The organism is Paenibacillus sp. J22P277, assembly GCF_059383675.1.
Window position 1 is genome coordinate 77,500 of record NZ_JBXENS010000009.1, and the last position, 14,046, is coordinate 91,545.

Below are 14,046 nucleotides of genomic sequence, written 5' to 3' on the forward strand. Positions count from 1 at the left end.
CGCATGGAAAAATACGCAAATCCCGCCACTTCAGAGAAAAAGGAGTTCCCTATGACCTACGACTGCATCATCGTCGGCGGAGGCCTCGCCGGCATGCAGGCGGGCATCCAGCTCGGCCGGTACGCCGCGCACAAGGTGCTCGTCGTCGATTCCGAGGACGGCCGTTCCACGCTGTGCCTCAATTACCGCAACCTGCTCGGGTATCCCGACGGCGTGTCGGGCGAAGCCATCCGGCAAGCCGGCCGCAAGCAGCTCGGCGACTATGGCATCGAGCTCGTGCGCGACCGGATCACGGACGCCGAACATCTGGCGCAAAACGCCGGTTTCCGGTTCCATGGCGCGGACGGCGCGATCTACGAGACGCGCGCGGCGCTGCTGGCCACCGGGGTCATGGACCGGCTGCCCGACTGGCCCGGCCTGCTCCCCTGCCTGGGGTTGAGCGTCTTCGTTTGCCCCGACTGCGACGGCTACGAGATCCGCGGCCGCGAGACGCTCGTGCTCGGCTCCGGCGACGTCGGCGCCAACATGGCGCTTACGCTGCTGCAATGGACGGACCGTCTGCTCTATCTGCGCCAAGAAGACGACGAACATCCGCTCAGCCCGGAGCTGGAACACCGGCTCGCCGCCGCCGGCATCCCGCACCGGGTCGCGCCGGTTCGTTCCATCATGGCCGCGGATGACGGCGCCATGACCGGCGTTGTCCTGCAGGATGGCACGGAGCTCGCTGCCGGCCGCGCGTTCGTTGCCTTCGGCGGCAACGAGGTACGCTCGCAGCTGGCCGGCCGGCTCGGCGCCCGGCTGCACGAGAACCGCCATGTATGGACCGATCCCCGCACCAAAATGACCAGCGTGCCGCGGCTCTGGGCCGCCGGGGACATCGCCTTCCACTCCGAGCAGGCTACCGTCGCCATGGGCGAAGGCGCGCAGGCCGCGATCTGGATCCACAAGTCGCTGCTGGAAGCAAACGAAGCAGCGAAAAAGGAGCGGGGGTAATCTTTTATTAACCTGCGTCGGGCGACGGGGGGATTGTATGCGCGGAGTTTGGAAAAACGGAGCGCTCGAAAGAGCATCCATAGTATGGCATCCAAGCATATTTTCAACGTTACACGTAAATCCGCACGATCGAAGAGAATATGAAACTCGCTTGTTATGTCAACTCAACAAAAAAACCGGCAATACAAAGGGCTTTTCCGCCCTCTGTATTGCCGGTTGTGTTGGGATCGATCTTATTTTGCGAGCTGTGGATAAATCGCGGCCACGCCACCGGAGAGCACGCTTTGAATCCCGCGGCTCATGTCGTCTGCAACAATTTCGAAGCTATCGGACTCTATGCCGTCAATGGCAATTTTGGCAATATCAGCAGGACTGGACTTCGGAGCTTCGATCCCCGCCGTCATGTCGGTCTCCATATAGCCAACGTGCAAGCCGGCCACTCTCACATTTTTAGGGTACAGATTTAAACGCAAATCATTCGTCAGTGCCCATTCTGCCGACTTGGCAGCCGTATAAGCGCCTGCACCTCCCACACTAAACCAGGATAATATGGAGAGAATATTTAGAATGGTTCCTCCCCCATTATTAATGAGAACAGGTGCGAAAGCGCGAACCATGGATAGCGTGCCAAAGAAATGCGTATTCAATTCCAACTGAATTTTATCGAAATCGCCCTCGAGCAAGGAAGCGCCCGTAGACGAACCTGCGTTGTTAATCAGAATCGTAACGTCCTTAGCGGCCGCTGCCGCTGCAGCTACCTCTTGAGGGTTGGTAATATCGAGCTTTATCGGGATTACGCCCGGAATGTTAATGGATTCCGGATTTCTTGCGGCGGCATATACCTTAACCCCTCTGGATACAAGTTCCTGCGCAAGGTGAAGACCTAGACCTCGATTCGCGCCAGTGACCAGTGCGGCCTGTTCAGAAAGTTTCATATTTAATTGCTCCTTTTTGGGGTATTTGGGTTGGTTACCTATATAGAATTCTCTTCTATGGCTACAGGATTCATGCGCAATTTAAGAACGATCGTTCCAAAATTAGCGCAAGACAGCGATTTATTCTTTATCGTTCCCTCCTGGCATCAATATAACATATTGAGAACGATCGGTAAAGAATAAAAATAACCGGTTTTTTATTACGCTGCGCTCCACCGTTCACGCTCGAACAGCTCCTGCTGCCGACGCCGCCATGGCAAAGGCGCGCAGGCCGCGATCTGAATCCGCATGTCGCTGCTGGAACAATCGAAGCAGCAGAAAAGGAGCGGGGATGATCGCCCGCTCCTCTTTACGTTTACTATTCGGATTGCCGGCTCTGCTGCCTATGCCTCTGCTTAGGCCTTCGTGCGCTTCATTTCATAGTAATTCCCATCCCACAAGAAGATCGCGGTTCGATCGTCCTTCATGATCAAGGAGCTGCCCGCATGCGTCCAGTTGCCGATCGTGACCGTTTTAACCGAATCGGCGTCAATGCCGATGTCGCTTAATTGAATTCTGTATCCGCTCAAGAATTCTTCTTTCGTCATGTCCTGCTCTTTGTATTCGGGACTTTGAGTTTCGTCTTTGCCGAACGTCGCTTTGTCGGCCGCGTAGGACGCTTTCGTTCCGATCATGCTTTTATCCGGCTCTGTCGAGACGGGTGAAGAACCGACCATATCTCCTACCGTCCAATCCCCAATATAGAACGGCGGCGTCGAAGTTGCGTCGGAAGCTGCATTCGGCGTATTCGCGGTATTCGACTCGTTCGAAGCATTCGCATTACCCGGCGCGTCGTCGGAGGCATCCGAGGCATTCGTAGTGTTCGAACCATTGGAGGCATTCGACTCATTCGCTGCGTTCGAAGCAATATTGGAATTTGCGTTGCCGCAAGAACTGAGCACCAGGACGATCGCGAGCACGGCGGAATAACAGCACCATTTTTTCATCATTGACAACCTCCATTTAATAACTCCCGCAATCTAAGAACAAAGCGGACCGCGATAAAGTTGCAGCCGCGGCAGGAGAACGAAAGTCCCCGTTCCTAACACGCCGGATCATTTATTCGCTTCATGCACCTTGAGCAGCTTGCCCTTGACCGTCGTCGTCTTCATGGCGCGCAGGACGAGCGGGCCTTTGCCGTTCAGAATCTCCACGAACGTCGCGTTGTCCTGCATCGCGATAATCCCGATATCCTCCGCCGCTACGCCTTCCAGCTTCGCGATCGTGCCGACGAAATCCACGGCGCGCAGCTTCTTCTTTTTGCCGCCGTTGAAATACAGCTTCATGATGTCCCGGCTGAGCAGCTCCCGATTGTCCGGCCGCGGCGCCTCGGCGGTCTCCAGCTTCCGTAGAAAGGCCTCGCGTGCCGCTTCCACCGTCTCTGCGGAAGGCGCCTCCGCGCGAGGCAGCTCGAAGCCGAGGTAATGCTCGATCTCGGCCAGCCGCCGTTCCTCGCGCGGCTCCGCGAACGTGACGGCTTCGCCGGTCAGACCCGCGCGGGCCGTACGCCCGATGCGGTGGACGAATTTCTCGCTGTCCATCGGCAGGTCGTAGTTGATCACATGCGTCACCCGCTCGATGTCGATGCCCCGCGCCGCGAGATCCGTCGCGACCAGAAAGCGGAACTCTCCCCGCCGAAAAGCGCGCATGACGCCGAAGCGGTCGTCCTGCTCCATGCCGCCGTGGATTTTGTCGCACGGATAGCCGCTGCGCCGCAGCTCGCGGTTGACCGTGTCGACGGCTTCCTGCGTAGAGCAGAACACGATGCAGCTGTCCGGATTCTCCGTCGCCGTCACTGCCTTGAGCAGCGCAAGCTTGTTTCGCTCCTCCACGACGTAGAGCTTGTGCGCGATCCGGTCCACTGCCACCCCCGTCGATTCGATGTCGATATGCAGCGGGTCCCGCAAATGCTTCCGGCACAGCCCCTCTACGTCAGGCGGCAGCGTAGCGGAGAACAGCAGCGTCACCCGCTCCTTCGGCAGCGCGTCGATGATAGCTTCCACTTGCTCGATAAAACCGCGGTTCAGCATCTCATCGGCCTCGTCGATGACGAGGAACCGAATCCGCTCCACGTCCAGCGTACCGCGCCGGATATGATCCAGCACGCGGCCCGGTGTCCCCGCGACGGCGTGAACCTTCTGATTCAGCTCGAACTTCTGCGCGGCAAACGGCTGCTGGCCATAAATCGCGACCGTCCGGAGGCGCTTGAAGCGGCCGATGTTGATCAGATCCTCCTTGACCTGTCCCGCCAGCTCCCGCGTCGGCGTCAGCACGAGCGCCTGCGGACGGTTCTCCGCCCAATCGATCAGCTCGCAGAGCGGAATGCCGAACGCCGCCGTCTTCCCGCTGCCCGTATGCGCGCGCACGGTCAAATCCCGGTGCGCCAGCACCTGCGGAATGACCTCCCGCTGCACCGGGGTAGGGTCCTCGTAACCGAGGCTGCCGATCGCGCGAACGATCTCCTCGCTGAGCCCGTAAGCACGAAATTGCCCCTCTTGTTTTTCCGTTGCCATCGCATGCCAATCTCCTTCACGCGCTCGCTTGCGCCTTTTCGCTTTGCCTCTATAATAACAAAAGCCGAGTCTTGTATCGTACCAAGATCGGCTTTTGGCTCAGAAGTTAAACGTTATCCGTTTTTTCCCGGCGCGCGCGATCAACCTGCGTAGATTTTGAATGTCGTTTCTTCCTTGAAGCCGACCTTCGGATACACGCTTGCCCCCATGGAAGTCGCGTGGATAACCGCCCATTTGGCGCCCTTCGCCTGCACGTCGCGCACGACATGGTCAAGCGTCGCCCGGGCGAAGCCGCGTCTGCGGTAAGCCTCCGGCGTCGCGATATTATAGATGCCCGCCACGTCCCCCTGCGTGAAGGTCGTGATCGTCGTGACCGGCTCCCCGTTCATGTAAGCCAGATAATGCTGAATAACGGCCGTATCCTGATTGGGTCCGTCCACGAAAACCTTGGAAAAGAGCTCGGCCATCGGCTCGGGAATCCCGAAGCCCGCCAAGATCACCTCGCGGTACTGCGCGATCTCGCGCGGTTCCCGGATCGCCCTAACCTCAAGACCCGGAATGCCGGCTTCCGCGGAAGTCCAGTCCTCCAGCGAAAGCGCCATGCCCGCGATGCTGTCCACCTGCTTGAAATCATTGGCGGCCAGCGCCCGGTCGATGACCTCGTCCGGCTCGTGCGAATACGTCACCCAGGCCAATTTCCGGCCGCGTTCGCGATACAGGGACGCCAGAGACTTCATCTCCTCGGCCGGATCCGCATCGGCCGAATAGTTGTACGCAAACACGCTGTTGAACAGACCGAAAGGGATATCGGATTCGAATCTTTGAACGCGATCCGTCTGCACGAACGCGGACATTCCGCTTAATGCGCCCAGCCTTTCGTAAGCCAAAATCATATTGCCCCGAATCTTATCTTGAATGGTCGACATGAATAATCCTCCACTTTGTGAAATTTTTCCCATAATAGTCCATACCTCGCTGCAGCACATGCCCAGCCTATGCTTCGGTCCGGGTATATGTCCATTTTAACGTATAGGGCAGACTTCGTGTCAAGCGGCCGCGGACCCCTTTAAATTAAGGAAAGGCTCCGTCCCTCCCCTGCAAGGAAGTCCGGAGCCCGCCGCATAACCGCCACTCGTTTATCGCCTATAAATGCACTTTCACCGTCTTGATCTCGAACGGCGCGAAGCGCAGCTCATAACCGCCGCCCGCTTCCGCGGCCAACGCTTCCGTCTCGCGTTCCATCAGGTCCGCCAAGGCAGCCGATGCATGGGGCAAATTGACCTGCAGCGACACCGCGGCGCTTGCGCCCGACGTCTCGTACAGGCGCACGATGAGCGCGTTCTCGTCCTCCGCTTTCTTCACGGCCTCGATCATGACGCCGGCGCCTTCCAGCGCGATCGCCGAGAACCGCTCGGCCGGCAGCTTGCCGCCCTGCGTACCGGTCGTTTCGACGACGGCAAGCGGCGTATTGAATTCATAACCCGCTTTGTACACCTCCGCGGCGATGAAATCCCCCTCGTGCGGCAGCAGCGCGTAATTGAATTGATGCTGCGCGCGATCGCAGGCCGGATCCGGGTACGACGGGCTGCGCAGCAGATGCACGCTGATCGTATGCCCGTTCGCGCTGTAGCCGTATTTGCAGTCGTTCAGGATCGCGGCGCCGAAGTCCGGCTGAGACAGGTCGATCCATTGATGCGCGGCAATCTCGTCCTTCGCGTAATCCCACATCGTATTGCGGTGCGTCGGGCGTCTCAGATGCCCGAATTGGATCTCGCAGTTGACCGCGTCCGCGTAGACGTTCAGCGGGAAGATCGCCCGCAGCATGCGTTCGTCCTCCTGCCAATCCGCTTCCGTGGCGAAGGCGACCTGCTTGCTGCCCGCCGTCACCGAGATGCGCTGGGTCAAGGTCGATCGGCCGTACGCGTAGCGCTGCTCGACGACGGCTTGCGGCCCGTCGATATACGCATGCGATTCGGTCAGCGTCATCTGCGCGTAGCCCGCCGCGGCGTAATCCTCGGGGAAGTCCCACGCATCCCCGTCGTCGTGATAGATCGCCAGCACGTTAGCCCGCTCGCCCGGAACCAGCACGTCGCGGCGAAGCGCCTTGTCGTAGACGGATCCGATGCTGCCGTCGGCGAGGAACGTCACCTGCACGAGGTCGTTTTCCAAGAGCTCCGCGGACGACTTCAGCCCGAAATCCGGCAGCGCCGGCCGCGAAGCCGTATCGATCACCGCGTAGCCCGCGGCGGGAACGGCGACCTCCCGCCAAGCCCCGTCCGCCGCGTTGATCCATTCCTTGCGCTCCCAAGGGAGCGAGTTGAACAGTACCGTCGGCCGTTCCGCGCCGGATGAAGCCATGGCGGACGCCGCGTCCTTGTATGCAACGGCCGTCAGTTCGTTCACCCGGCCCAGCAGCGCCTCGTACCGCGCCAGCGATTCGTCGAAGACGCGCGTGATCGACGAGCCCGGCAAAATGTCATGGAACTGGTAAAGCAGCATTTCTTTCCAGATCGCATCCAATTCCTGCGCCGGGTAGCTGCCCGTTCCCGCGGCAAACGCGAGCGAAGCCGCGAACTCCAGCTCGCGCAGCGCCTTCTCGAGCTTTCGGTTGAATCGCTTGTTGCGCGCCTGGCTCGTGAGCGTGCCTTGATGCTTCTCCAGGTAAAGCTCGCCTTTCCACGTCTTGTACCGGGCGGCGTTCGCGTTCAGCTTGTCGAAGAAGTCGATGGCATGCTCCTGCTTTACGGGCATGAGACCCTGCAGGTTCTTCACCCGCGCGAGCCGTTCCAGATGCTCCTCGCCCGGACCGCCGCCGCCGTCGCCGATGCCGAATACGACGAGCGCGTGGTCGGAGACGTTCTTATCGTAATAATCCCGTTCCGCCTTCAGGATGGATCGCGGCAAAGCCGGGCCGTTGTACGTGTCCTCGGGCGGCAAATGCGTCAGCACGCGGCTGCCGTCAAGCCCTTCCCAGAAGAACGTATGATGCGGATGGTCGTTATGCACGCTCCAGGACAGCTTCTGCGTCATGACGTAATCGACGCCGGACTGCTTGAGCAGCTGCGGCAGGGCCGCCGAGTAACCGAAAATATCCGGTACCCACAGCATCCGCATGTCAAGGCCGAACTCCTGCTCGAAAAACCGCTTGCCGTGCAGGATCTGACGAACGAGCGCCTCGCCTCCGGCGATATTGGAATCCGGCTCGACCCACATCGCGCCCTGCACTTCCCAGCGCCCTTCCGCGACGCGCTGCTTGATCTGCGCGTACAGCTTCGGATGCTGCTCCTTTACCCATTGGTACAGCTGCGGCTGGCTGGCGCCGAATACGTAGTCGGGGTATTGCTCCATGTTGCGGAGCACGGTCGCGAACGTCCGCGCGCCCTTGCGGTACGTCTCGCGGATCGGCCACAGCCAGGCGAGATCGATATGCGCATGGCCGACCGCCGACGCCGTCATCGTCGGATCGCCGCCCCGCTTCGCGAGCTCCGCGCCCAGCAAGCGCCGCGATTCGGCGACCGTCTCGTCCGACGGGTTGCGCAGCAGCAGATGAACCTCGTAGAGCGCCTGTTGGATCCGCGCCGTGCGCGCCGACTGATCGCCGATATGCTCGGCATAATCGAGCAGCACTTCGTAGTCGTAATACAATTGCCGGATCTCCTCATGGCAAATCGCGACGTCCGCTTCCTTGACCGTTCCGCTGCGGTAGAAGCCGAACAAATCGTTGTTGCCGGCATCGGCCCACAGGTCGATCGTCTCTCCGCCGGCCGCCCGTTCAGCGAACGGAAATACGCGCTTGCCAGGCAGACCCAGCGTCAAGTCGAACTCCGAATTGACGTTCGTCAAGCCCCGCACGGGCGTTCCTTCCTCGTCGAACACGCACAGCTCGCCGTTCACGTCGATCAGCAGCACGACCTTGCGGCCGGCCGCGGATTCCGGCACCCGCCCGCGGAAGTGAAACCATGCGCAGTCCCACCGCTCGCCCCATTTGTCGCCGGCTTGCAGCTCCAGCCGTTCGCCGGACTGCCGTTCGGCGAAAACGACCGGTTCTTTCGTGGCGTAAGCCGTCATGTCAAGCGACGCAATCGTTGTATAGATTCGCGACTCGATCCCTCGCAGCGTTTTGCGGAGGACGTCCATTTTAATCGGGGTATGCGGCATCTTATTCCGTCACCATCCTTCAGCTCTAAGTAGATATGACATAATAATATATTATATATGTACAATAGATCAATTGATTTACGAAAATAAAAACATGCCCCGCCCGGAGCATGTTCCTTCGTTCCCTCTATCGACCTTCATAAGTCGCGCCTTCACTCAAGGGGAATCCGCGGTCTTTTCCTTCTCGGTCGCCGGCGCTTTCTTGGAGACGGCGTCCGGCACCGCCGCCGTCGTTCCGCGCACGACCAGCCGCGGCTCCATCACGATCCGTTTGTACGGCACGGGCCCGTTCTTCTCCCCGTTCAGGATTTCCAGGATCAGCTCGCCGGCATGGCGCCCGATCCCGCCTTCGTTCTGGTCGATATACGTAAACGTTCCTTGCTCGTCCAGCAAGCCCCGACTCGGATTATCGAACGTCACGATGGACAAATCCCGCGGCACCTCGAGGCCGGCCGCCTTGGCATGCGCGGCGATATGCAGGCCGAGCGTGCTGTTCAGCGCGATATACGCCGTCGCCGCGCGGCTCGCGATGGTGCGCACGAGCGGATGCCCGGGACCGGCTTCGGCGCCGTTCACCTTGAAATCCGTCAGCAGCAGCGCCGGATTGATCATCGCGCCCTTTGCGGCCAGCGCCGCCATGAACCCATTGACCCGGTCGTCGACCGAAGCCGTCGATACCGGCGTGTCCGCGCAGATCGCGATGCTCCGGTGTCCGAGCGCCCACAGATGCTCGACGGCCAGCTTCGCGGCCAGCGCGCCGTCCGCGTGCACGGTGTTCGTCTCGACGCCGGGCAGATACCGGTCGATCAGCACGAAGGGGTAGCCGTTCATCTTGAGCGCGATGATCTCCTCGTTGTAGACGTCCGCGTCCACCGGGAAAATGATCAGCGCCGCCACCATGTCCCTCAATTCGCGGATCAGCTCCTTCTCCCGCACCTTGTCGTTGAAGGTAAACATCGCGAGCAGCGTATAGCCGGCCTTCTGCAGCGCTTCCTTCACGCCCGTGAGCAGCCGTATCGCGAAATAATCGCCGATGAACGGAATAACGAGGCCGATTCTCGGCCGCACGTCCCCGTCCGTTCCCTCCGGCCCCGGCTCCGGCACGGCCGCGGCGGCCTGGGCGTCCGCGACGAGCTCGGCGACGTCGGCGTCGGCTTGGAAGCTCCCGCCAATCTCGCCAGGGATACCGCGCACATAAGTGCCGCGGCCGGGGATGCGGTGGATCCACCCCTCCCGCGCCAGCTCGCCGAGCGCGTTGGCCACCGTGATCCGGCTCACGTCGAACTGTTCCAGCAGCACTTTCTCCGTCGGAATTTTATCGCCTTCGCGCAGTCGCCCCGCGCGGATGGCATCCTTGAAATGATTCTGAATGCGTACATATAACGGCTCTCTATCCATGCTCATGGTCGTTATCCTCCGCGATTATTTGATCATATTCAATATATCATATATGTAATAATTTTGTTTGCCAATTTATTTCCATCCAAATTGTGACAAGACGCCGTCGCGGGATGTAGAAACAACGCATAAATCAGCGAAAAAGAGGGAGGGCATGTCAGGTTTTGCGCGAAGCCACGATTGAACAGCAGTAAAAAGACCGCCGATGGGTGATCGGCGGTCTGAAGATCGATAGTGTCGAGGCCGGGCGTAAGACGAAGGCCGCGGCCGGGAGAGGAAGAAGGACGGTATAAGTCGGATAACCCGGCCGGCGTACGTTGGATGCTGGGTGGACCGGCGAGCCAGTGTACGTTGAATAGCGATGAACCGCTGCGAACTGATGGAGGAGTTGGCTGGTTGACGATAAGACAGCCCGAACAGCCGAGATCGCAGGATCGGACCGCCTTGTCCAGGACATCCAATACGCGCAGAACGCTACTTGATTTCCAGCAGCTTGTATTCGATGACGCCCATCGGCGCATTGACGCTGACACGGTCGCCGATCCGTTTGTCGAGCAATTCCTTGCCGAGCGGACTCTCGTACGATATTTTATTGGCCGCTACGTCCGCTTCGGCCGGCGCCACGATTTGATACTCGATTTTCTCGTCGAACTCGACATCGTGCACGACGACGGTCGTCCCGATCTGCACATGATCCAGGCTGCCGCCCTCCGCGACGCGCGCGGTGGCGAGCATTTTCTCGAGAATGATGACGCGCGTCTCCATGAACGCCTGATCTTCTTTCGCCGAGTGATATTCGCTGTTTTCCTTCAGATCCCCGTAGCTGATCGCCAGCTTGATCCGCGCCGCCAATTCCTTGCGTTTGACGTACTTCAGGTCGTCCAGCTCTTCCTGCAGCTTGTCAAATCCTTCTCTCGTTAAAATCACTTGCTCTTTCGACATCTTCAACCGCTCCCATTTCTTACGCTAAGATAGCTCTATCTTACCTTACTTCCGGCCATATGTCCGGGAAATCCCAACATTTACTTTCATTCAGCAAACAGTGTTGACCAAAACGCGGCGGCCTATAAGAACGCCATGCAAAAAAGGCATCCGCGGCGGATGCCTTTCTTCCCGTTCAAGCGCGCCGACCGGCACGGCTTAAATATCCTTCGCCGGATGCGGGACCGCCCGGCCGTCAGCCGGAGGCTTTCATCTGCTTGCTTCGCAGCTGGCCGCACGCCGCGTCGATGTCGGTACCGTGCTCCAGGCGGACGCTGACGCTGACGTTCTGCTTCTTCAGCGTATCGTAGAAATCCCGGATGGCGGTCTGTTCGCTTCGCTGGTACTGACTATGCTCGTCGACCGGGTTGTACGGGATGAGGTTCACGTTCACGCTCGGGCGGCGACCGCCGATCAGCTCGGCCAGCTCCAGCGCATGCTCCTGCCGATCGTTCACGTCCCGCAGCAAAATATATTCCAGCGTGATGCGGCGCTTGTTCTTGCTGATGTAATAGTCGATCGCGGCCATCAGCTTCTCGATCGGAATCGCCCGGTTGATCTTCATGATCCGCGTGCGCAGCTCGTTGTTCGGCGCATGCAGCGAGATCGCGAGGTTGACGCCGAGACCGCGGTCGGTGAAAGCGATGATCTTGTCCGCGAGTCCGCTCGTCGAGACGGTAATATGCTTGGCGCCGATCGCCAGTCCCTTGTGGTCCTTGATGATGTCCAGGAAATCCACGAGGTTCTCGAAATTATCGAACGGCTCGCCGATGCCCATGACGACCACATGGCTGACGCGCTCGCCTTGGCCGGCGGCATCCAGGTAGAACTGCACCTTCATGATCTGCTCGGCGATCTCGCCCGCCGAGAGGTCCCGGCTCTTGCTGATCAGCCCGCTCGCGCAGAAGCTGCAGCCGATGTTGCAGCCGACCTGCGTCGTCACGCAGACGGACAAGCCGAACTTGTGCCGCATCAGCACGGTCTCGATCAGATTGCCGTCGTGCAGCCGGAACAGGAATTTCACCGTGCCGTCCGAAGACTCCTGCTTCGTATGCTCGGTCAGCGTCTCGAGCGCGTAATGGTCGGCGAGCAGCGCGAGGCATTCCCCGTTCACGTCGGTCATCGCTTCGAACGAGGCGGCCCGCTTCCGGTACAGCCAATCCCACGCCTGCAGCGCCCGCGATTTCTTATGTCCGCGCTCCTGCAGCCATGCGGTCAGCTGCGCAAGCGTCAATCCGTATATGGAAGGTTTGATCATGTTCATGGTAAGGTCCTCTTTTCGCGTGCGATACTTCCGTACGACTACCCTTCATTCTCCCAAAATTCTTGCGGGAATACAAGTTCAATGCTAATTTGCCGCCGGCATGACCGATATGGTATGGTTAACTTATCCATTAATTGAATAAAGTAACTTTAATCAAAAGAAGAAAGCCGGTGAGTTTCAATGCGGCAAAACAAATTACAGCTGGGCGTACCTCAGCATGAAGGTCAGCTAGCAATGAATTTCGCGAAAGGAGGGCCTCGGGAAGGAGCCGGGCGCAAAGGAATGGGGCAAACGAGAAAGGTTTCCATCACGCTTCCCGAAGCGACCTGGAATCTATTCGATGCCGAGTGCCAAAGCCTCGATTATTCGAAATCCGAATTGCTGCGAATCTTGGTTCAGACTTATTTATCTGCTAAAGAATAGAGGCGGTGAGTACCTTGCTGGTTGATATCCCCCGGATAGCCTTTCATAAAGCCGTGCAACGGCTTGCTCCCGCCTTTTCGGCCAAAGCCCATGCCTCCGGATCATCGGATATTCTTCTGCGCGCCGTTTCCGAAGGAGTAACACTGACAAGCGCCGGATCCGGAATTACGATGGGTATCTCCCTGCCTGCCGATACCAAAGACCTGATCGTTTATCGCGCGGGAAGCATCCTGGTTCCGTCCCGTTATCTGCTGTCGGTCTTGCGCGCTTTGCCGGACAACGGTGTCGCGCTGGAAAGACGCGATGGCTTCAACCTCGGCATCAAGGGCCGCAGCGCGTCCATCCAACTGTGCGGCAAGGATCCCGGCGACGAATACTCGGAAGCTGCCGGCCCGCAGACCGGCCGTCTGTTTCATTTCTCGAATCGGCAGCTTAAGACGCTTGTCAAACGCCTTGCTTGCGCGGCATCAACCTCCGATAGCCGTCCCGTCCTGACGGGCATTTCCTGCAGGATCGGTCCTGACAGCGTTACCTTTACCGCAACGGACGGCATCCGGCTCTCCGTGCAGACGCTTAAAAGGCCGATAGCGGAAGAAGAATCGGCTTTCGACCTTCTTCATATCGTCATGCCCTGCAAGCCGATTCGAGAATTCGCCGGCGGGCTGGAGGAAGAAGGATTCACCGCCATGCAAGTAAATGCCAACAGCGTCCGGTTCCAAACCGGCCAGCTGTGGATGCAAGCGGCACTGCTCGAAGGCGCTTTTCCGTCGTTGGAACGCGTCGTATCCCAGCCCGTCACCGGCTTCGTCGAATTGGAAGCCCTCTCCTTCCTTCTTGCCCTGGACAGAGTATCCTTGCTCGCGGGCAAACAACGCTTGGTGAAATTAACCATTAGCGGCCAAGCTGCCTTGAGGCTATCCGCGCAATCGGAAAGCGCGGGCCATGTCGAAGAAGACGTTCCGGTTCTCGCTCATGACGGGCAGCGGCTCTCCATCGCATTTAACGGCGGCTATATGAAGGATATTATGCGGGCCGCAGGCGACTGCCGCCTTCGCATTGCGTTCTCCGGACCGAGCAAGCCTATTCAAATCATGCCTATTGGTGACAGCGATGCGTTATTTGCGATTTCCCCGATCCAAACCGCGTAGAGATTCCGGACGTAGCCAGGACTGTCTTATTTACTTCGCCGAGGCTTCCGTCCCGCCTGCTGCCTTTTCGGACGGGGACGATCAATCGGATTACGGGCCGAAGTGCCGGGAAAACGCGCCCAGCGTTCGGCCGGCCAGCCCGGCGAACACCGCAAAAGCCCCTGAACCGGCATCCTCCCTGCCCGGCTCAAGGG

10 protein-coding genes are annotated in these 14,046 nt (G+C 59.2%); 2 read left to right on the top strand and 8 right to left on the bottom strand.

Features of this window, described 5'->3' with window-relative positions:
- Positions 1-3 precede the first annotated feature (3 nt).
- On the top strand, positions 4-993 hold the full coding sequence (locus tag AC50YL_RS29875; protein ID WP_494836834.1) for an NAD(P)/FAD-dependent oxidoreductase: 990 nt from the start codon (positions 4-6) through the stop codon (positions 991-993).
- Between the two features lie 233 nt (positions 994-1,226).
- Here the strand turns inward: AC50YL_RS29875 and AC50YL_RS29880 are convergent, their stop codons facing one another.
- From AC50YL_RS29880 to rlmN, 8 genes are all read right to left on the bottom strand, one after another.
- Complete coding sequence (locus tag AC50YL_RS29880) at positions 1,227-1,928, bottom strand: SDR family oxidoreductase (protein WP_494836835.1); 702 nt, start codon at positions 1,926-1,928, stop codon at positions 1,227-1,229.
- Positions 1,929-2,323: 395 nt separating this feature from the next.
- A complete protein-coding gene (locus AC50YL_RS29885; protein ID WP_494836837.1) occupies positions 2,324-2,917 on the bottom strand; it encodes a hypothetical protein in 594 nt (197 codons plus the stop codon).
- 105 nt (positions 2,918-3,022) lie between these two features.
- Positions 3,023-4,480, bottom strand: coding sequence for a DEAD/DEAH box helicase (locus AC50YL_RS29890; RefSeq protein ID WP_494836839.1), 1,458 nt, complete (start codon positions 4,478-4,480; stop codon positions 3,023-3,025).
- 140 nt (positions 4,481-4,620) lie between these two features.
- Positions 4,621-5,406 (bottom strand): GNAT family N-acetyltransferase, encoded by a 786-nt coding sequence (locus AC50YL_RS29895; RefSeq protein ID WP_494836840.1) that lies wholly within the window; start codon positions 5,404-5,406, stop codon positions 4,621-4,623.
- 217 nt (positions 5,407-5,623) lie between these two features.
- The gene (locus AC50YL_RS29900; RefSeq protein WP_494836842.1) at positions 5,624-8,638 is read right to left on the bottom strand and encodes an alpha-mannosidase; all 3,015 of its coding nucleotides are present in this window, start codon (positions 8,636-8,638) and stop codon (positions 5,624-5,626) included.
- 156 nt (positions 8,639-8,794) lie between these two features.
- On the bottom strand, positions 8,795-10,042 hold the full coding sequence (locus tag AC50YL_RS29905; protein ID WP_494836844.1) for a GntR family transcriptional regulator: 1,248 nt from the start codon (positions 10,040-10,042) through the stop codon (positions 8,795-8,797).
- A gap of 468 nt (positions 10,043-10,510) precedes the next feature.
- Positions 10,511-10,978, bottom strand: coding sequence for a transcription elongation factor GreA (gene greA / locus AC50YL_RS29910; RefSeq protein ID WP_494836845.1), 468 nt, complete (start codon positions 10,976-10,978; stop codon positions 10,511-10,513).
- Positions 10,979-11,213: 235 nt separating this feature from the next.
- Positions 11,214-12,275 (bottom strand): dual-specificity RNA methyltransferase RlmN, encoded by a 1,062-nt coding sequence (gene rlmN / locus AC50YL_RS29915; RefSeq protein WP_494837146.1) that lies wholly within the window; start codon positions 12,273-12,275, stop codon positions 11,214-11,216.
- 434 nt (positions 12,276-12,709) lie between these two features.
- Between rlmN and dnaN the strand changes: the two genes are divergently transcribed.
- A complete protein-coding gene (dnaN, locus tag AC50YL_RS29920; RefSeq protein WP_494836847.1) occupies positions 12,710-13,852 on the top strand; it encodes a DNA polymerase III subunit beta in 1,143 nt (380 codons plus the stop codon).
- The last annotated feature ends 194 nt before the right edge of the window (positions 13,853-14,046 follow it).

Excerpts from the sequence above, each read along its gene's own strand:
- AC50YL_RS29885 (WP_494836837.1), bottom strand. The coding sequence starts at position 2,917 with ATGATGAAAAAATGGTGCTGTTATTCCGCCGTGCTCGCGATCGTCCTG.
- AC50YL_RS29875 (WP_494836834.1), top strand. The coding sequence starts at position 4 with ATGGAAAAATACGCAAATCCCGCCACTTCAGAGAAAAAGGAGTTCCCT.
- AC50YL_RS29905 (WP_494836844.1), bottom strand. The coding sequence starts at position 10,042 with ATGAGCATGGATAGAGAGCCGTTATATGTACGCATTCAGAATCATTTC.
- AC50YL_RS29895 (WP_494836840.1), bottom strand. The coding sequence starts at position 5,406 with ATGTCGACCATTCAAGATAAGATTCGGGGCAATATGATTTTGGCTTAC.
- AC50YL_RS29880 (WP_494836835.1), bottom strand. The coding sequence starts at position 1,928 with ATGAAACTTTCTGAACAGGCCGCACTGGTCACTGGCGCGAATCGAGGT.
- rlmN (WP_494837146.1), bottom strand. The coding sequence starts at position 12,275 with ATGATCAAACCTTCCATATACGGATTGACGCTTGCGCAGCTGACCGCA.
- AC50YL_RS29900 (WP_494836842.1), bottom strand. The coding sequence starts at position 8,638 with ATGCCGCATACCCCGATTAAAATGGACGTCCTCCGCAAAACGCTGCGA.
- AC50YL_RS29890 (WP_494836839.1), bottom strand. The coding sequence starts at position 4,480 with ATGGCAACGGAAAAACAAGAGGGGCAATTTCGTGCTTACGGGCTCAGC.
- greA (WP_494836845.1), bottom strand. The coding sequence starts at position 10,978 with ATGTCGAAAGAGCAAGTGATTTTAACGAGAGAAGGATTTGACAAGCTG.